We start from the raw sequence: 17,824 nt of genomic DNA, 5'->3' as shown, positions 1-17,824 counted from the left end.
CGTCATGACGAGCCCGCAGCAGTTCTTGCTCCCCGACGTCGGCGAGGGTCTGACGGAGGCGGAGATCCTCGCCTGGTCGGTCCGGCCCGGTGACGTCGTCGAGGTCAACCAGATCATCGTCGAGGTGGAGACGGCCAAGGCCGCCGTCGAACTTCCCTCGCCCTACGCCGGTGTGGTCAGCGCCCTCCACGCGGACGTGGGGGACCTGCTTCCGGTCGGCAGGCCGCTCATCACGATCGACACCGGCGCACCGGGGGAGCCGGCGGGCGCAGAACCGGACGGCCCGGCGGTGCGGCAGCCGGATCCGGAACAGGCCGCACTGCTGGTCGGCTACGGTCCGCAGGGCGCCGGCGGCGGCCGTCGCAGAAGGCGTCCAGCCCAGGCGCAGCCCCACCGCACGGCGGGTGGTGTCGAGGACAGCGGCCCGGAGCGAGCAGCAGCCCGGCCGGCGGCCAAACCGCCGGTCCGCAAACTCGCCAAGGACCTCGGGGTCGACCTGGCGACCGTCACTCCCACCGGCCCCGGGAACACCATCACCCGCGAAGACGTCCGACGTGCGGTCCCGGAGACCGCCGTCACCCCGGCCCCCGACACCTCCCGGGGCTCCGAGACGCGCATACCGATCCGCGGAGTCCGCAAGCACACGGCCGCCGCCATGGTCGCCTCCGCCTTCACCGCACCGCACGTCACCGAGTTCATCACCGTCGACGTCACCGCCACCATGCGGCTTCGCGAACTCGTCGCCGGGCGCCGGGAGTTCCGCGATCTACGGGTGACTCCACTGCTGTTCTTCGCCCGGGCCTTCCTGATCGCCCTGGCCAAGACCCCGGAGGCGAACAGCAGTTGGGACGAGGCGGCACAGGAGATCGTCCTGAAGCACTACGCCAACCTCGGCGTGGCGGCCGCGACGGACCGCGGGTTGGTCGTGCCGAACATCAAGGGCGCGGACCGGATGTCGCTGCACGAACTGGCCCAGGCGCTGGCGGCCCTCACCGCGACCGCCCGAGCCGGCCGTACGTCCCCTCAGGACATGACGGGCGGCACCGTCACGCTGACCAACGTGGGGGTGTTCGGCGTGGACACCGGTACCCCCATCCTCAACCCGGGAGAGGCCGCCATCCTCGCGGTCGGCGCCGTCCGCCGTATGCCCTGGGTCGTCCAGGACGACGACGGCACCGAACGCGTCGAGCCCCGCTGGTGCACCCAACTGGCGCTCTCCTTCGACCATCGGCTCATGGACGGGCGGCAGGGCTCCGAGCTGCTGGCCAACACCGCGCAGATCCTGCGCGAACCGGGACTCGCGATGCTGTGACGGCTGCCGTGCCCGTCGGCGTGCTGGCCCATGAGGCAACTTAATTTGCCTATGAGGTTGACGTGGATGGGACTGGACCGCGACTCTGTGGGAACACCGAGGGCTCTGGAATCTCAGGAGGAGCGGGTCATGGCAACGTTCGTACTCGTACACGGTTCGTGGGGTGGTGGCTGGGTGTGGGACCGGTTGCGCCCCCTGCTGGAGAGCGCCGGCCACACGGTTCTCGCACCCACCTTGACGGGCCTCGCCGAGCGGCACGAGCTCTCCGCGCCGGACGTCGGACTGGGCGTCCACACGCGAGAAATCGCCGAACTCCTGGAATCCGAAGGGGTGGTGGACGCGATCCTGGTCGGGCACAGCTACGGCGGGATGGTGATCACGGGAGCGGCCGCGCTCGCCCCGGACCGGGTCGGGCAGGTGGTGTACGCGGACGCGTTCGCCCCCGTGACCGGTGAGTCGGCGTTCACGATGCTGCCGTGGCTGGAGAAGGCGTTCTCCGAGTCGCCGGGGCCCGCCGAGTGGGAGGTGGCGGCCCTCGACCCCGGGTTGCTCGGGGCGGACGACGAAGGGGCGGCGTGGCTGGCGAGCGGGATGACACCGATGCCCCGCTTCACCCACGAGGAGCCGCTCGGTCCCGGCAGCGAGGAAGCCCTGGCGAGCAGGGCGGTCACCTACGTCTACTGCGCCGATCAGGCCCTCTTCACCGATATCGCCGCCTCGGCGGAGAAACGCGGATTCCGGGTCGTCGCGCTGCACGACATCACCCATGTCGGCCTGCTGACGAGCCCGCACGTCCTTGAGCGGGAACTGCTGAAACTCGTATGACCGGAGACCGTCCGATGTACCTGGCAGGCTTGTTCTATTGCCTCAGAGGCATGTTATTGTGCGGGAATGCCGATCGAGGACACTGATCTCTGGGTTGCCCAACGCCTCAAGGACATGCGGGGCGAGCGTGGTATCACCCTGACGACACTGGCCGAACAGACCGGCATTTCCTCCGCGCATCTCTCGCGCCTGGAGAAGGGCGTGCGCAAGCCGTCCATCGGCAGCCTCCTGCAGATCGCCCGCGTCTACGGCGTATCCATCAGCGAGTTGGTGCAGGAACCCGATCAGGACGACTTCCATCTGGTGCGTGCCGACGCGGCGATGACGCGTGACGGGCAGGACGGCCGCTACACCGTACTGAGCGGGCCTCGGGAAACCATGTCCGTCATCCGGGTCGAACTGGCGGCCGGCAAGAACACCAAGACCGCCCGGCACGTAGGCGAAGAATGGCTGCATGTGCTGTCGGGGGCGATCACTCTCGATATCTCGGGAGTGTCGCTTCAACTCGACACCGGGGATTCCGTGCACTTCGATTCGTCGAAGGAGCACCGGCTCACCAACAAGGACGATGCCGTCGCGACCGTACTGATCGCGTCGACAGCGGCAACCGTTCCGATGCGGCACCCCATCCCGGCATCGTCACGTCGCAATGCGGCGGACTCCCGCTGAGGAATGCGTGACAGCGCAGGGTGCGCGTCGGTGATTCCAGGAAATAGAGGGAAGACCCACGATGTCGTCACCCATTGCGCTGAATCCCCCTGAACTCCCGCCCCTCACCGGCGTGATCTCCCACGGCCTGGCGGTTCCCGACCTCGGTCTCATCTACACGTCCGGGCAGGTCGCGTGGGACGCCAAGGGGGAACTCGTCGGCCGGGACGACCTGGCGGCGCAATTCACCAAGGCCTACGAGAACATCGACTCGGTGCTGGCCGCCGGCGGTTCGAGTCGTAGCGGAATCATCAAGGAGACGATCTATCTCGTCGGGTACGACACCGACAACGCGGAGCAGCTGATCGGGCTCATCGCCGGTTGCCGGGGAGCGGGGCAGACGCCGCCCGCGAGTACATGTGTCGGCGTGGAGACTCTCTTCGCCGAGGGCTATCTGGTCGAGATCGAGGTCGTCGCGACCTTGTGAGCGGTCGTTTCGGCCCGGGTAGCATTGATCGGTGACCAAGACGCCAGGTGCCGCTCCGACCAAGGTCGGTATCACGCTCGACCGTGTTGTCGAGGCAGCGTTCGATGTGCTGCAACGGGGCGGCATCGCCAAGCTGTCCGCTCGCGCGATCGCGGCCGAGCTCGATGTCCGGATGAACACGGTCATGTGGCACATCCGGACCAAGGACCGGCTGCTCGGTCTGATGGCGGAATCCATCATGGGCGAGGTCGACCTGGACGATCTGCACGGAGACTGGCGCGAGCAAGTGGCCGAACTGCTCCGGCGCTTGCGGCAGGCGATGCTCGGACACCGGGACGGCGCCCTGCTCGTCGCCGGCACCTTTCCCGTCGAACCGAGCACGTTGGCCTTTTCCGAACGGGTGGTGACGGTCCTCTTCGAAGGCTGCCCCACCCGCAAGTCGGCCGCGTGGACGTCGTGGAGCCTCTTCTATTTCACGCTCGGGCTCGTCCAGGAAGAACAGGCGACACCGGCCGAATTCCACGACCGCCTGCGGGAAACGGTGGACGAGCAGCATTTCCCGGGCCTCCACTCGGTACTGGAGGACTACGTATCGATCGACTACAGCGAGCGCTTCGACTTCGGGATCGAGCAGATTCTTCAATCGGCCCCGACGACCAAACCCCGACCACGCGCCCGGAGTTGACGATGTGTCGGGGTGTCGGAGCGCTCGCCACGCTCTGATCGAGGAGGTGCCGTCGCGTCCTGGGATCAGAACGCGTTCTTGGAGACCTCGTCCCAATTCCGCCACTCGTCGAGCCGCGCCCGGTACTCCTGGGTGATCCGCTCCAGCGGGCCTTGACCGAAGAAGATCCGCAGGGGCGGCTGTTCCGCGTCGACCACGGTGAGGATCGCCGCCCGCGTCGCGGTCGGGTCGCCTCGCCGGGAGGAAATACCGCTCATGGCCGCGCGGAAATCGTCGTAGGCCGGAAGACGCTCGGTCTGCACCGCGGAGGGCCCCGCCCATTCCGTGGCGTACCCGGCCGGCTCGACCAGGGTGACCTTGATGCCGAAGCCCTTCACCTCGGCGGCGAGGCTCGCGGTGAAGCCTTCCAGGGCGAACTTGGACGCGTGGTAGATGCCGAGTCCGGGCAGTGAGGTGACGCCGCCGATGGACGACACCTGGATGATGTGGCCGGAGCCGCGGGCGCGGAGGTGGGGGAGCGCCGCCTGGGTGACCCAGAGCGCGCCGAACACGTTGATCTCGATCTGGTCGCGGGCCTGTCGCTCGGTCACTTCCTCGACCATGCCGAAGAGGCCGTAGCCCGCGTTGTTGATGACGACGTCGAGTTCGCCGAACTTGTCGATCGCCCGCTGCACGGCCTCGAACGCGGCCGCGCGGTCGGCGACGTCGACGCGCAGCGGCAGGACCGCGTCGCCGTACTTCTCGACCAGGTCGTCGAAGGCGGCGGCGGAACGGCTGGTCGCGGCGACCCGGTCACCGCGTTCGAGCGCGGCTTCCGCCCATTCCCGGCCGAATCCCTTCGAGGCGCCGGTGATGAACCACGTCTTCGCCATGATTTTCCTCCTGGGACGCATGCTCTTGTTCAGTGACCAACACAGCAAGTGAACTTGGTCAGTGACCAAGATGTCAACTCCGGACGACTCCCTTGTGCAGTGACCAAGCGGTGCGGTACGGTCTTGGTCGGCGACCAAGGGTTTTTGGTGCGAAAGGATTATTCCGGGCAATGGACGCGACTGTGCGCTATCGGGATTTCTTCCACGGCATGTTCACGTGGATATCCGGTCTGAGTGACGCCGGAAACAGCGGCACCCTCGACGGGATTCACCGATTCTGGGCAGCTGACGGACGCATCGTCACCTGCGGTCAGGTCAAGGCGGCCGGCATCGAGGAGCTGCGGAAGCACTTCGGGATCTATCCCCGGCAATACGAAGAGGTGGAGATCCGGGAGCCGTTCCACACCTACCTGGAGTCGGGAGATGAAGTCGTCATCGAGTACGACATCCTGATCCGTGGGCGACGTCATGAAGGTGCCGCGGATGATGGAGACACCGGTCGGCAGGAATTCCGTGTGATGGCGATCTTCTCCATCACCGACGGCAGGATCTCGGAAATGCGTCAGGTCCCCGGCGTCAGGGCGGGAGACGCCTGACCGACGCCGTGATCGGTGCCCGACGCGCGCTGATCCGCGCCCCCGTCGCACGGGGGACACGGATCAGGGCATCGGATCAGGCTGCCGGTTCAGGACTTCACGGGCTTGCCGCGGCCCCAGGCCCAGGCCAGGCGGTCGGCGCCCGACTGGTTGGTGGTGACCAGCCAGGGGCGGGCCGCGTCGCCGATGAGCTTCTGGATCGAGTACGTGTCGTCGGTGCGCAGGCCGGGCCAGTACACCGAACCCATGCCGAGCTTGCGGAAGGTGTCCGTGTCGGCCTGGATGAAGTTGACCGAGTTGTCCGCGGGAGTCGGCACGTTGTAGTTCAGGCCCGTGGTCATCGGGGCGCCGAACTCGTCGGCCACGGTGCGGTTCGCACAGTTGCCGAGGCGCTCCTTGAGGTCGCTCACCCACTGGTCGTAGGTGGCGTAGTCCTTCCAGAACCCGTAGTGGTGCAGCGAGAGGTACGTGCCCTTCAGGCGCGGGTCGGCGCAGACCGTGGTGACGTGGTCGTTGTAGCCGGCGCCGCTGACGAAGACGCGGTTGCGCGGCACCTTGGAGTAGGTGTCCAGCCACTTGGCGGCGAGGTCGGCCCACTCGGCGTCGGTGTAGCCGTGCGGCTCGTTCATCGGCTCGAAGTAGACCCGCTGGTTGTGCTGGTACGCCTTGACCACGGTCTTCCACATGGGCCAGTACGTGGCGGGGTCGTCGATGAAGCCGTCCTTGTTGGCGCCCGTCCCCTCCCAGTACGAGACGATGACCTTGAAGCCCTGTGCCGTCGCCGCGTCGATGACTCCGCGGTAGGACTTCCAGTAACTGCCGTTCACCGTGTACGGGTTGATGGGCAGCCGCACCGTGTTGGCGCCGAGGTTGGCGCGGAACGCCGCGATCACCCGGGTCGCCTTGGCGTACGTCTGGGCGTAGCTGTCGGAGAGCGACAGGCCGGACAGGACGACCGGGTCGTCGGCGTAATTGTCGCGCGGGTCGGCCCAGTTGACGCCCTTGAACTGGGACGTATTCGTGCTCGGCGCGGCGGAGGCGGGGCTGCCGGCCAGCGTGGTGCCGGTGACCGCGGCGATCGCGACGGCCACGAAGGTGGCCCGCAGGCGGGTTCTGGCGGGGATGGTGCGCATCGACTTGCCCTTTCAGGAATGGCGACTCCGCGCATGGCGAGGCCTGCGCGCGGCTGAGCGGCCCTCGGAACAGATACCGGGCGGGACGGATGACGACGGCTCGTCGTCCCAAGTCCCGGTGGGCTCGGTGGTGGTGGGGGAGTACGGGCACGGTGGGCCCTGCTCGCCGGGAGCCTCCTGTCCTCCCTCCTCCACCGGCCGCCACGTGGTGTTTACGTAAACATCCTGCGGTCGGAACACCGACCGGATCTGTCGGTCGGGCAGTACCTGGAGATGTTTACGCAAACATGGCGGCGCCGGAATCGTGGCATTCGGCACCGCCATCGTCAAGGTTTCCCGCACGTAACGTCGTTGGCGTCATGCGACGGCGCTACGGCTTGATGCCCACCCCGGTCCACAGGCTGACCTTGGCGTCCGTGGGCGCGTCCGCCTCGTCACGGTCCTCACTCACGGGTTCGGGGCGCCAGCGGTGGCCGACGGCGAGGCCCGGGTCGAGCAGGTCGAGCCCGGTGAAGAAACGCGCGACCTCGTCCCGGGTGCGGACCTTCACCGGTGTCCCGCCCTCGGCGTAGATCGCGGTGACCTTCGCCCAGGGCCCGGGGTCGAAGTCCGCGGTGACGTGGCTGATGGCCAGGGCGCTGCCCGACGGCAGGACCGACAGCAGCCGGTTCACGAGCCCGTACGGGTCCTGCTCGTCGGTGACGAAGTGCAGCAGTGCGTTCAGGGACAGCGCGATCGGCTGGTCGAAGTCGAGTATCTCGGCGACTTCGGGGGAGTTGAGGAGGGTCTCGGGGTCGTTCACGTCCGCCTGGACGTATGCCGTGCGGCCCTGGCGGGTGCTGCGCATCAGGCGCTCGGCGTACTTGAGGACCAGGGGGTCGTTGTCGGCGTAGACCACCCGGGCCTCGGGTACCACGGACTGGGCGACCTGGTGCAGGTTCGGCTCGGTGGGGATGCCCGTGCCGATGTCGAGCCACTGGTGGATGCCGTGCTCCCGGGCCAGGACGCGGGTCGCGCGGTGCATGAACCCGCGGTTCTCCCGGGCGGCGACGAAGACGCCGGTGAAGACGCCGGAGACCGCCTCGGCCGCCTGCTTGTCCACCTCGAAGTGGTCCTTGCCGCCCAGGTAGTAGTCGTACATGCGGGCTGAGTGCGGCCTGCTGGTGTCGATGTCCCGCGCGGCGTGGGCGTTGGTCATGCTCTCCCTCTCAAGTGGTGTGCATCGGCGTCTCGGGCAGGTCGCAGCCGGGCCGGCTCCAATTCCCCACGCCCTTGGTCTGGTTCAGCCGGCCATCAGATGGTCGGCAAGGCCCCGCTTGACTCCCGCGACGAACGCGGCCATCTCCTGGGGTGTGTAGATCAGAGCTGGTCCGGCGGGATCGGTCGACTGGCGCAACGCGACGCGCCCGTCGGCCAGTTGCTTGGTCTCCACGCACTGACCTCCGTTGGGACCGCTCCAGGGGCATTCCCAGCCCTGCTCGCCGAGGTTCGACGCGGGCATCCCGTTGTAGACCTTGCCGTCCGTGGTGGTCATGAGTACTCCTTGCGCATGCGGTTCAAGAGCGCCTTGCTGTCCGCGGACGAGGTCAGCAGCGACATCCTGTTGTGCGCCTCCAAATGGGCCACGACATCGGACCGTTGGTCCAGATACATGGAGGCGGAGAGGATCTCGCTGTAGACGATGTCGGGCAGCTCCGGTTCCTTGAACCGGAAATAGGTGAAGGGTGCGCACGCCCCGACGTGGGCACCCGCCGAGAACGGGACGATGTCGACACTGACGTGGTCCAGTTCCGAGACCTCGAGGAGCCGGTCTATCTGGTCCCGCATGACCGCGGGACCGCCCACCACCCGGTGGAGCACGGCTTCTTCCAGCACCGCCCACAGCGTGGGCGCGTCCGGCCTCTCCAGCAGACTCTGGCGGCGCAGACGTAACTGCACCCGCCGTTCAAGGTCTTCGTCGTTGTCGTTCGGGAAGCCGCCGCTCAGTACGCCGCGCGCGTAGTCGTACGTCTGCAGGAGTCCCGTCACGTAGTGCGGCTCATAGGTACGGAGGGTCCTGGCGCCGGTCTCCAGGCTCACATAGGCGGTGAACCAGCCCGGCAGCACATCGCGGTAGGCGTGCCACCAGCCGGGCTCGTTGGCGCGGTCGGCGAGGGCGACGAACTCCTCGATCTCCTGACGGTCCGCGCCGTAGGTCTCCAGCAGCTTCTCGACGTAGAGCGGTTTGAGGCCGACCTCGGCCTTCTCCAGTCGGCGGATAGTCAGGGAGGTCACCCGCAGGGCCTTGGCGGCGTTCTCCAGGGACACGCCCGCACCCTGTCGCCGCTCCTGCAGCCGCCGGCCGAGGATCATGCGGAGAACAGTGGGTGCACCGGCGCCGGTGCCCGAACGAGCTTCGCTCACGCCCAACCTCCTGAGGGACTGTCACCGGCGTTAGTCTGACAGCGACTTGCTGATGCCGCCAGACAGAAACCGACGTTCTGAAATTATCAGGGAGTCGGTTGCAGCTTGAACTGAGCTATGGGCATAGTTACTTGTGTGAGCGATCTCGGTCTCCCGGTGGAACACCCCAACTCCGGAAGGCCGGTTGCTGATGCTGTGCGTCTCCCGCCTGCGCCCGCCCCCGATGGAAGGCGAACCACCGTGTCCCCCCACACGACTCCCTCCCCGCAGCTTTTAGACGTCGTCAGCCCGGACCTGGCGCACTGGCTGGAACTTCCCGCGCACCGCTCCGGCGTCCGGACCGCCCGGCACGCCATGGGCGCGCAACTCGCCAAGTGGCAGCTGCCCGAAGGTGTGCGCGACGACGCGGTGCTGCTCATCTCCGAGTTGGCCACCAACGGGGTGTGCCACACACCCAGCGCGCGACTCCTGTGCGGTGTCGGGCTCGTCACCGACCGTAGTCTGCGCGTCGAGGTCCACGACCACGACTACACCGGCAGTAATCTCTCGCGCTGCGAACCGTGCGTCGACGACGAGAGCGGGCGCGGACTGTTCATCGTGCAGGCGATCGCGGACACTTGGGGGGTCGACAGATCCGCGCTCACCGGCGGAAAAGCGGTGTGGGCCACACTGTCCACCGGCTACTGACGCCGGAGACGTGGAGGGGGCGAGGACGCCCGCGGCCTGTTCAGGTGGTCGCGGGCGTCAACTCGGCCAGCAGCAGCGTGCGGTCGTCCGCCCCGGGCGTCGCGGACGGGGCGCGCAGCAGCCGCTCGCACAGCGAGGGGAACCCCTCCGGTCCGCCGGCCGGCGTGGGCTCGGCGGCGGCCGTGTCGAGGGCCCGGGCCAGGGAGTCGATCTCCTGGTCTATGTCGGCGTGCCGCGACTCGACCAACCCGTCGCTGTACAACAGGAGCAGTGCCGGTTCGTCGATGGTCAGCACCGTGGCCTCGTAGTTGCCCGTGCCGAGTCCCAGCGGCAGCCCCGCGCTGGCGAGCGTGACCGGTATGGCCGGTCCGTCAGGGCCGCGCAGCAGTGGGGGAGGGTGTCCGGCGCCGACCAGGGTGCAGGTGTGCGCCCGGGCGTCCCACTCGGCGTAGATGCAGGTCGCGAATGACGCCCCCGGGGTGTCGTAGGCCAACTCGTCGAGCCGGCGCATGAGTTCGGTTGGTGCCATGTCGAGCCGGGCCAGGGTGCGCACGGCCGTGCGCAGCTGGATCATGGCCACGGCGGATTCGGGGCCGTGGCCCATCGCGTCGCCGACGACCAGGCCGACCCGGCCGCCGGGGCGGGGCAGGACGTCGAACCAGTCGCCGCCGATGATGTTGCCCTGGCCGGCCGGGAGATAGCCGTGGGCGATGCGGCAGCCGTGGAACGCCTGGGCCGGGTCCGGGAGCAGGCTGTTGCGGATGGCCAGCGCGGTGCGGCGCTCGCGTTCGTAGCGGCGGGCGTTGTCCAGGGCGACGCTCGTCCGGGCCGCCAGTGACTCGACGGCCACGGCCTCGCCGGGCAGGAACGGGTCCCGGTCCGGACCGCGTGTACAGGCGATGAACCCGACGGTGGCGCCCCGCAGTTGGAGCGGGACGACGAGGAACGACGCCGTCCCCAGCAGGTCGTCTATGCGCTGCGCGTCCCCGCCCGCGGAGGCCAGCAGCCGCTCGGAGGTGTGCTTGTCCACTCCGTCGAGGACCTGCGAATGACCACTGGCGAGAGCGCGCGCGTACGGGGTCTCCCGAGGGAAGACGACCACTTCACCGACCGGCAGCACACCGTCCCAGTTCTCGGGTGCCTCCGTGCCCACCCGTACCGCCAGCCGGCGCGCCTCGATCTGCGGCGGATCCACGGCCGGATACGCGTTCTCCTCCAGCACCCACCGCTCCAGCAGATACACCGACGCCGCGTCGCAGAACCCGGGCGTCAGCGCGTGCACGACGTGGCTGCCGGTCAGCCGCAGGTCGAGCTCCGAGCCGATCACGTCCGCGGCGGGGGCGAAGACCTGCCTGCGGCGTGGGGGCCCGGCAGGGGGTGCGTCACCGTGGTGACTGCGCGGTTCGTTCCGCAGGGTCGTGCCTTTCCGGGGTGGGGACCGGCCGCGTGGCGTGGGGCAAGCGGTCTGCCGTGCTTTCCTCGGCAACTATATGATGACGCGTCAAGCAACCTGGGGCGAAAGGGAGTTGTGGTGAAGGACAGCGGAGGTCTGCCGCAGGGGATCGATCCTCACAAGGCGAGTGTCGCCCGAATGTACGACGCGATGCTGGGCGGTGAACACAATTTCGCCATAGACCGCGAGGCGTTGGCGGCGTTCACAGCGATCGACCCCCAGGTCCGCACCCTGGCCCGCGCCAACCGCGACTTCCTCGGCCGGGCGGTGCGCTTCCTGATCGACTCCGGAGTACGGCAGTTCATCGACCTCGGCTCGGGCATCCCCACCCAGGGTAACGTCCACGAGGTCGCGCAGGCCGCCAGCCCCGGAGCCCGCGTGGTCTACGTGGACAACGACCCGGTGGCCGTCGCCCACAGCACCTCCCTGCTCGCCGACAACCCGGACGCGGACATCGTCGACGGCGACATCCGCAGACCGTCCGACGTCCTCTCCTCCCCGCGGGTACGGAAGTTGATCGACTTCGAGCAGCCCGTCGCCGTCCTGATGATCACGATCCTGCACTTCGTCACACCCGCGGAGGACCCGGCCGGCATCGTCGCCGCCTTCCGCGACGAACTGCCCGACGGCAGCTGGCTGGCCATGAGCCACGCCACCAACGAGGACCGCCCGGACACGGCGGCGGCCGTGGGCAAGTTGTACAGCGCCAGGGCCACTTCACCCGTCACCGCCCGTTCCTACGACGAGATCCTCGGCCTCTTCGACGGCTTCGACCTCGTCGAGCCCGGACTGACCTACGTCCCCCTGTGGCGCCCGGACCCGGCGGACGAGATCCCCGAAAACCCCTCCGAGTACTGGGTCTACGCGGGCGTCGGCTCCAAGAACGCGTAGACCGCGGGTACTTCGGAGAGTACTTCGGCGCGGAAAACGAGGTGCGCGCCCCGAATATGGCCGGATGAGGGGGAGTGAGTCGCGGGAACCGGGGCAGGGGGCTCTTGTCGGCAGTTCCTTCGGACGAATGGGGTGGGCGTTATGGCAGCCGTGACGGCAGCGGAGGCACCGGCCACGGCAGGGCGGCGTACGACGGCTGGAATGGCGCTCCCGTTGATCGGGGAGGCCCTTCCGCTGATCGCCGAGCCGTCGAAGGTGAGCCCGAAGGACGCGCGTGAGCTGTCGCGTCAGTTCTTCGACCGGCTGACCTCGCTGGAGGAGGGCACCCACGAGTTCCAGTACGTGCGCAACACCCTGATCGAGATGAACCTCTCCCTCGTGCGCTACGCGGCCGCGCGCTTCCGCAGCCGCAGCAACAACGAGATGGAGGACATCGTCCAGGTCGGCACGATCGGACTCATCAAGGCGATCGACCGGTTCGAGCTCTCGCGTCAGGTGGAGTTCACGTCGTTCGCCGTCCCCTACATCGTCGGCGAGATCAAGCGCTTCTTCCGCGACACCAGTTGGGCCGTCCACGTGCCGCGCCGGCTGCAGGAGGCCCGCGTCGAGCTGGCCAAGGCGACCGAGGAACTGCGGTCCCGCCTCGGTCGTACGCCGACCACGCGTGAGCTGTCCGAGCTGATGTGCCTGACCGAGGAAGAGGTCATCGAGGCCCGCAAGGCGTCCAACGGCTACACCTCCTCCTCGCTCGACGCGGCGCTCAGCTCCGACGCCGGAGCCGAGGGCGAGACCGTGCTGGCCGATGTCATCGGCTCGGACGACCCGGGGCTCGAACTGGTCGACGACCTCAGCTCCCTGGCCCCGCTGATCGCCCAACTCGACGAGCGCGAGCGGAAGATCATCCACATGCGCTACGTCGAGGAGCGCACCCAGGCCGAGATCGGCGAGGAACTCGGCATCTCCCAGATGCACGTGTCCCGGCTCATCAGCCGGATGCTCCGCCGCCTCCGCGCGGGGCTGCTCGATCCCGCGGTCGCCTGACGGGCCGTTCCGGCCCAACAATCCGGGCTGTTGGGTGATTTCGCCCTCCCTGGATGTCCGTTCTGCGGCACTCTCGTACTGTGGCCGGGCCGGCACCTCAGGTGACCGCCCGGCCTTCGCGGGGTTGCCGGAAGGGGGAGTTGTGGCGTGGCGGAGTGAGGAGTTCGGGGAGTCCCACGAGGGCATCGTGGGGGCGGTCCTCGCCGACGGCGGTGAGCCGAAGTCCGTGTATCTGGATGTGGGCAGCGGCAGTTCCATGTTCGAGACCCGTGAGTGGTGGGCCTACAACGGCTGGATGGGCCGGCCGAAGGCGGCCGGCTGGCGGGCCTCCTGCGCGTGCGGCTGGCGCGGGGACAGCCATTCCATCGACTGGGACCAGGTGGAGGACCACGACCTCGACGACCTGGACACCTCCGACGCGTACGACGACTGGTGGGAACACATCCACGCGGTCGAACGCCGGACGGTCCCGTTGCCGGAGGAACTCTCCGCGCTGATGGAGCAGTTGGAGGAGCGGCTCGACGCGCTCGCGGACACGGCGCCGGTGGCCGCGCTGAAGGCGGTGGCCATCCTGGAGCGCATGGCCGCCCGGGTCGGCAAGGAAGCGGCGTACGGGGCGCAGGCCGACGACGTGCCGGGCGAGGCGCTCGGGAAGGCGCTCGGGCTGAGCGTGGACAACGCCCGGTCCCGGCTCGACCGCTACCTGCGCGCCTACTACTGAGGGACGGACGGCGGGCGGAGACCGTGTTCCTGGGCCGTGTCCCGGGCCGGGGCGGCAGGGAGGCCGGCGGCCGCCCGTGGCGCCGGGACGCCGGCGGGTCGGGGGCGCGTGCCAGACTGGACGTACCGCTCGCCCCCGCTCCGTAGCCCCCGCACTTCACCGAGGTTGTCCGTGACCAAGCCCCCGGCCCGTGTCCCCCAGCGCAGCAACGCGCGCTCCAACCGGGAACGCATCCTGGCCACGGCCCGCAGGGAACTCGGCCGGAACCCGGACATCACCCTGGAAGAGCTCGCCCGCGCCTCCGGCGTCGTACGCCGCACGCTGTTCGGGCACTTCCCCGGCCGGGAGGCGCTCCTGGAGGCGCTGGCGGAGGAGGCGTCGGAGGCCCTGCGGGAGGCGCTGCCCGCCGACCCGGCGCCGTCCGACGCGGTGGCGGAGCCGGCCGAGCGGTCGTTCGCGCGCTTCGTCCTGTCGATGTGGACCGTGGGGGACCGCTACCGGCTCCTCCTGGCGCTGGCCCGCCGCGACCTGGGCCAGGAGCGCGTCACCGAGATCCTGGCACCGGCCCGGCACGCGGCCACCACCATCCTGGACCGCGGACAGCGCGACGGCGTCTTCCACACCCAACTGCCGCCCGCCGTGCTGAGCGCCGGGCTGGAAGCCATGACGATCGCGCTGCTCGAAGAGGTCAACTCCGGGGAACTGGAGGACGACGGGACCCATGCGGCGGTCGCCTCGCTCATCGCGGCCGGTGTGCCGGAGAAGCAGGCGCGTGTCGTGGTGGACGAGGTCGCGTCGGCGGCCGAGGCCGCCGCGGACGACTGAGCCTCATGCGTTCCCGTACGACGAGTCTCCCCGCACGGAATCCCGCACCGCATCGCCCCGAGAGTCGTCGTCGGACCGGAAGGTGACCGACTGGCCCGACAGTCGGGCGACCAGCCCGCTCTCCGTCGTGGTGACCGAGCGCAGGCGCATGCCCTGAGGGAGGTTCCGCAGCTGGATCGGCCGCTCGAAGACCCTGCTGAGCGCCACTCGGCCCACTTCGGGCAGTAGACCGCCCGTGACCTGGAAGTCCTTGAAGGCGATGCGGTTGCCGGAGAGCACCGAGAGGGTCGCCGCCACCGTGACGTCGCCGGTGGGCAGGAGGACGCTCGCGCGGACCTGGTCGGGACGGGAGCCCCGGGAGATCTCCGGCCCGAGGGCGTCGGACACGTCCGGGTAGGACAGCAGGGCGGTCGCCTCGGCCGAGCGGGCCAGTGCCTCGGTGTCGTCGTCGGATTTCTTCAACTCCTCCAGCCGCAGGGAGAGTTCGCTCACCGGCAGCGGGCCGGTGGTGTCGCTCGCCGGTATGTCGTGCGCGGTGATGTCCACGTGCCGCAGGGTGCCGGCGGCCAGCTGCGTCAGGACGGGGAAGCCGCGGACGTGGATCTCCGGCGCCGAAGGGGTGCGCATGCCCTCCTGGAACGCCTCGGCCGTACGGGACTCCACCCGCGCTGTCGCGTAGCGGTCGACGGCGACGGGCACGAGGAGCAGTGCGAGCAGCGCGCCGACGGCGATGACGACCGGACGCCGGCTCCGCCGGGGCGGGCGCGGGTCGCCGGGCTCGTACGCGGGGAACGTGGTGTCGGCGTAGTCGTACGGGTGCATGGGTCTCCTTGCAGCGGGATGCAGCGGGATTCAGCGGGTCGGTCGCAGGCGGTGGACCGTGGTGGCCGCGAGGTCGGGGCCGACGCCCGCGGCGATCAGGGCCGCGGTGGCGGCGGCGGTGCCGTCGTCGGTCCAGAGGCCGGAGTTGACGCCCCCCAGCAGTGCCAGCAGGTGCGCTTCGAGGGCTCTGCTGAGCGGGCCCGGCGGGACGGCGGTGTGGAAGACGCCCTGCCGCTGGCCGTGGGCGAGGATCCCGGTGACCGTGTCACGGGCCGGGCCGAGGAGTGCGTCGACCCCGCCGGGGCCCAGGTCGTGGTGGGCGAGTCCGATGAGCGTGCGGTAGCGGTCGCCGACCGGCCAGAGGGTGAGGAGGAAGTGGGCGAGGGCGGTCACGGCGTCCGGTGTCGGGGCGCGGGCGGTGGCGCTCGCCCGCCGTACCGCCTCCCCGGCCTCCGCCGCGAGGCCCTCGACGAGCGCGGCGCGCCCGGCGAAGTGCTCGTAGATGGTGCGGCGCGCGACGTCGGCCGCCTCCGCGATGTCACCGAGGCTGCACTCGGGGTCACGGCCCAGTTCCCGCCGGGCCGCTTCCAGAATGCGGGCGCGGGTGGCGCGCGCCTTGGTGCTGCTGCGGCCGGTCATGTCTGCACCTCCTGGTGGGGCTGATCCGTCCTGGCATAGTTGCACATCGGTGGGCAATAAAATAGTCTGCACATCAGTGAGCAATTAACGCCGTCCAGGAGTCTCCGATGCCGCTCTTCGTCACCACACCCGTCGACAAGATGGCCGGGCCGTACGCCCGGCGCTGGTCCGCCCTGATCGTGCTCTGCCTGAGCCTGCTGATCGTGGTCATGGCCAACACCTCGCTGATCGTGGCCGCCCCCGACATGACCACCGACCTGGGCCTGAGCAGCAGTGATCTGCAATGGGTCATCGACGGTTACACCGTCCCGTACGCCGCGCTGATGCTCGTGCTGGGCGCGATCGGTGACAAGTACAGCCGTCGCGGCGCGCTCGTCACCGGCCTGGTGATCTTCGCCGGCGGATCGGTGATGGGCAGCCTGGTCCACGAGACCGGACTGGTCATCGCGGCCCGCGCGACCATGGGTGTGGGCGCCGCGGTGGTCATGCCGGCCACGCTGTCCCTGCTGGTCGCGATCTTCCCGAAGCGCGAGCGGGCGCGGGCCATCACGGCCTGGAGCGCGACCTCGGGCCTGGCCATCGCCGTCGGCCCGCTGGTCGCGGGCTGGCTGCTGGAGGACCACGCCTGGGGCTCCACGTTCCTGATCAACGTGCCCATCGCCCTCGTCGCGGTCGTCGGCGCACTCGTCCTCGTGCCGCCGTCCAAGGCGGACGCGATGGGCCGCATCGACTTCGTGGGCGGTCTGCTCTCGATCGTCTCGGTCGGCAGCCTCGTCTACGCGATCATCGAGGGCCCGCACTTCGGCTGGGGCGCGGGTCCGGTCACCGCGGCCGTCGTCGCCGCCATCGGTCTACCCGCCTTCGTGGCCTGGGAGTTGCGCCACCCGCACCCCATGCTCAATGTCCGCAAGTTCGCACAGCGTCCCTTCAGCGGCTCGATGGCGGCGGTCCTGTTCTTCTTCTTCGGCACCTTCGGCGCGATCTACTACGCCACGCAGTTCCTCCAATTCGTCCTCGGCTACAACGCGTTGGAGACGGGCGTACGACTGCTGCCGCTGGCCGGTGCCGTGTTCCTCGGCGCCGCGGTCACCGGCCGGCTGACCCCCAAGCTGGGCATGAAGCCGATGGTGGTCACCGGCATGGTGCTCGGCACCGTCGGCGTCCTCCTGCTCACCCAGGTCGACAAGGCCTCCACCTACGGCGACTTCCTGCCCACGATGATGCTGCTGGGCTTCGCGATCGGGCTGAGCGTCTCCCCGGCCACGGACACGATCATGGGCTCCTTCCCGGAGAACGAGCTCGGCGTCGGCGGTGGCGCCAACGACACCGCGCTGGAACTCGGCGGCTCCCTCGGCATCGCCATCCTCGGCTCGCTGCTGGGCACCACCTACAAGGACAAGCTGACCGACCTGGCCGGCGGACACCTCCCCGCCGCCGCGCTGGACACCGCGAAGGACTCGGTCGGCGGCGGCCTGGCGGTCGCCCAGCAGATCGCGAAGACCCCCTCCGCGGGACCGCAGCAGGCACAGGCCCTGGTCGACGCCGTGCACGAGTCCTTCGCCCACGGTGTCGCCCAGACCAGCCTCGTCGGCGGGATCATCATGGCCGCCGGCACGCTGATCGTCCTCGCGGTCCTGCCGGGCCGTCGCACCACGGGCACGCCCGAGCCGGAGCAGCCGCAGGCGACGGAGACCAGCCGCGACCCGGAGCACGCCGACTCCGTCTGAACACCCGGCGGCCGGGCCCTGAACCCGCCGAACTCCCCGACGCACACCGCCCGTTGC

General features: G+C 69.3%; 20 protein-coding genes. 12 read left to right on the top strand and 8 right to left on the bottom strand.

Annotated features, from left to right (window positions below; genetic code table 11):
- The first annotated feature begins 4 nt into the window (after positions 1 to 4).
- From OG714_RS03640 to OG714_RS03620, 5 genes are all read left to right on the top strand, one after another.
- Complete coding sequence (locus OG714_RS03640) at positions 5 to 1,312, top strand: dihydrolipoamide acetyltransferase family protein (RefSeq protein ID WP_406118459.1); 1,308 nt, start codon at positions 5 to 7, stop codon at positions 1,310 to 1,312.
- Positions 1,313 to 1,441: 129 nt separating this feature from the next.
- Complete coding sequence (locus tag OG714_RS03635) at positions 1,442 to 2,137, top strand: alpha/beta fold hydrolase (RefSeq protein ID WP_406118458.1); 696 nt, start codon at positions 1,442 to 1,444, stop codon at positions 2,135 to 2,137.
- 66 nt (positions 2,138 to 2,203) lie between these two features.
- Positions 2,204 to 2,806 (top strand): helix-turn-helix domain-containing protein, encoded by a 603-nt coding sequence (locus tag OG714_RS03630; RefSeq protein ID WP_406118457.1) that lies wholly within the window; start codon positions 2,204 to 2,206, stop codon positions 2,804 to 2,806.
- A 61-nt stretch (positions 2,807 to 2,867) separates the two neighbouring features.
- A complete protein-coding gene (locus OG714_RS03625) occupies positions 2,868 to 3,272 on the top strand; it encodes a RidA family protein (RefSeq protein WP_406118456.1) in 405 nt (134 codons plus the stop codon).
- 31 nt (positions 3,273 to 3,303) lie between these two features.
- A complete protein-coding gene (locus OG714_RS03620; protein ID WP_406118455.1) occupies positions 3,304 to 3,957 on the top strand; it encodes a TetR/AcrR family transcriptional regulator in 654 nt (217 codons plus the stop codon).
- Between the two features lie 65 nt (positions 3,958 to 4,022).
- Here OG714_RS03620 and OG714_RS03615 read toward each other — a convergent pair whose 3' ends face one another.
- Positions 4,023 to 4,829, bottom strand: coding sequence for an SDR family NAD(P)-dependent oxidoreductase (locus OG714_RS03615; protein WP_406118454.1), 807 nt, complete (start codon positions 4,827 to 4,829; stop codon positions 4,023 to 4,025).
- A gap of 170 nt (positions 4,830 to 4,999) precedes the next feature.
- Between OG714_RS03615 and OG714_RS03610 the strand changes: the two genes are divergently transcribed.
- Complete coding sequence (locus tag OG714_RS03610; RefSeq protein ID WP_406118453.1) at positions 5,000 to 5,425, top strand: nuclear transport factor 2 family protein; 426 nt, start codon at positions 5,000 to 5,002, stop codon at positions 5,423 to 5,425.
- 89 nt (positions 5,426 to 5,514) lie between these two features.
- On the opposite strand, the gene OG714_RS03605 is transcribed toward OG714_RS03610, so the two are convergent.
- The 4 genes from OG714_RS03605 to OG714_RS03590 all read right to left on the bottom strand — a co-directional run bounded on the left by OG714_RS03605 (position 5,515) and on the right by OG714_RS03590 (position 8,961).
- On the bottom strand, positions 5,515 to 6,558 hold the full coding sequence (locus OG714_RS03605; protein ID WP_406118451.1) for a glycoside hydrolase family 5 protein: 1,044 nt from the start codon (positions 6,556 to 6,558) through the stop codon (positions 5,515 to 5,517).
- Between the two features lie 370 nt (positions 6,559 to 6,928).
- A complete protein-coding gene (locus OG714_RS03600) occupies positions 6,929 to 7,756 on the bottom strand; it encodes an SAM-dependent methyltransferase (protein WP_406118450.1) in 828 nt (275 codons plus the stop codon).
- An 84-nt stretch (positions 7,757 to 7,840) separates the two neighbouring features.
- Positions 7,841 to 8,092: a DUF397 domain-containing protein gene (locus OG714_RS03595; RefSeq protein WP_366095350.1), complete on the bottom strand. Its 252-nt coding sequence runs from the start codon at positions 8,090 to 8,092 to the stop codon at positions 7,841 to 7,843.
- The gene (locus tag OG714_RS03590; protein ID WP_406118449.1) at positions 8,089 to 8,961 is read right to left on the bottom strand and encodes a helix-turn-helix domain-containing protein; all 873 of its coding nucleotides are present in this window, start codon (positions 8,959 to 8,961) and stop codon (positions 8,089 to 8,091) included. Before OG714_RS03590 ends, OG714_RS03595 begins: the two co-directional genes overlap by 4 nt.
- Before the next feature lie 240 nt (positions 8,962 to 9,201).
- Between OG714_RS03590 and OG714_RS03585 the strand changes: the two genes are divergently transcribed.
- A complete protein-coding gene (locus OG714_RS03585; RefSeq protein WP_406118447.1) occupies positions 9,202 to 9,648 on the top strand; it encodes an ATP-binding protein in 447 nt (148 codons plus the stop codon).
- A gap of 40 nt (positions 9,649 to 9,688) precedes the next feature.
- Here OG714_RS03585 and OG714_RS03580 read toward each other — a convergent pair whose 3' ends face one another.
- Complete coding sequence (locus OG714_RS03580) at positions 9,689 to 10,975, bottom strand: PP2C family protein-serine/threonine phosphatase (RefSeq protein WP_406118445.1); 1,287 nt, start codon at positions 10,973 to 10,975, stop codon at positions 9,689 to 9,691.
- A 204-nt stretch (positions 10,976 to 11,179) separates the two neighbouring features.
- Between OG714_RS03580 and OG714_RS03575 the strand changes: the two genes are divergently transcribed.
- From OG714_RS03575 to OG714_RS03560, 4 genes are all read left to right on the top strand, one after another.
- Complete coding sequence (locus tag OG714_RS03575; protein WP_406118444.1) at positions 11,180 to 11,992, top strand: SAM-dependent methyltransferase; 813 nt, start codon at positions 11,180 to 11,182, stop codon at positions 11,990 to 11,992.
- Positions 11,993 to 12,133: 141 nt separating this feature from the next.
- A complete protein-coding gene (locus OG714_RS03570) occupies positions 12,134 to 13,033 on the top strand; it encodes a SigB/SigF/SigG family RNA polymerase sigma factor (protein ID WP_406118443.1) in 900 nt (299 codons plus the stop codon).
- A gap of 142 nt (positions 13,034 to 13,175) precedes the next feature.
- Positions 13,176 to 13,754 carry a hypothetical protein gene (locus OG714_RS03565; RefSeq protein ID WP_406118442.1) on the top strand — a complete coding sequence of 193 codons (579 nt, stop codon included), beginning with the start codon at positions 13,176 to 13,178 and terminating at the stop codon, positions 13,752 to 13,754.
- A gap of 171 nt (positions 13,755 to 13,925) precedes the next feature.
- A complete protein-coding gene (locus OG714_RS03560) occupies positions 13,926 to 14,579 on the top strand; it encodes a TetR family transcriptional regulator (RefSeq protein WP_406118440.1) in 654 nt (217 codons plus the stop codon).
- Between the two features lie 3 nt (positions 14,580 to 14,582).
- Here the strand turns inward: OG714_RS03560 and OG714_RS03555 are convergent, their stop codons facing one another.
- A complete protein-coding gene (locus OG714_RS03555) occupies positions 14,583 to 15,401 on the bottom strand; it encodes a DUF2993 domain-containing protein (protein ID WP_406118438.1) in 819 nt (272 codons plus the stop codon).
- Between the two features lie 30 nt (positions 15,402 to 15,431).
- Positions 15,432 to 16,040 (bottom strand): TetR/AcrR family transcriptional regulator, encoded by a 609-nt coding sequence (locus OG714_RS03550; RefSeq protein ID WP_406118437.1) that lies wholly within the window; start codon positions 16,038 to 16,040, stop codon positions 15,432 to 15,434.
- Positions 16,041 to 16,147: 107 nt separating this feature from the next.
- Here OG714_RS03550 and OG714_RS03545 point away from each other — a divergent pair, with 107 nt between their 5' ends.
- A complete protein-coding gene (locus tag OG714_RS03545) occupies positions 16,148 to 17,767 on the top strand; it encodes an MFS transporter (RefSeq protein ID WP_406118435.1) in 1,620 nt (539 codons plus the stop codon).
- The last annotated feature ends 57 nt before the right edge of the window (positions 17,768 to 17,824 follow it).

Source organism: Streptomyces sp. NBC_00989 (assembly GCF_045162655.1).
Taxonomy (GTDB): Bacteria; Actinomycetota; Actinomycetes; order Streptomycetales; family Streptomycetaceae; genus Streptomyces.
This window is presented reverse-complemented; position numbering and strand designations above follow the sequence as displayed.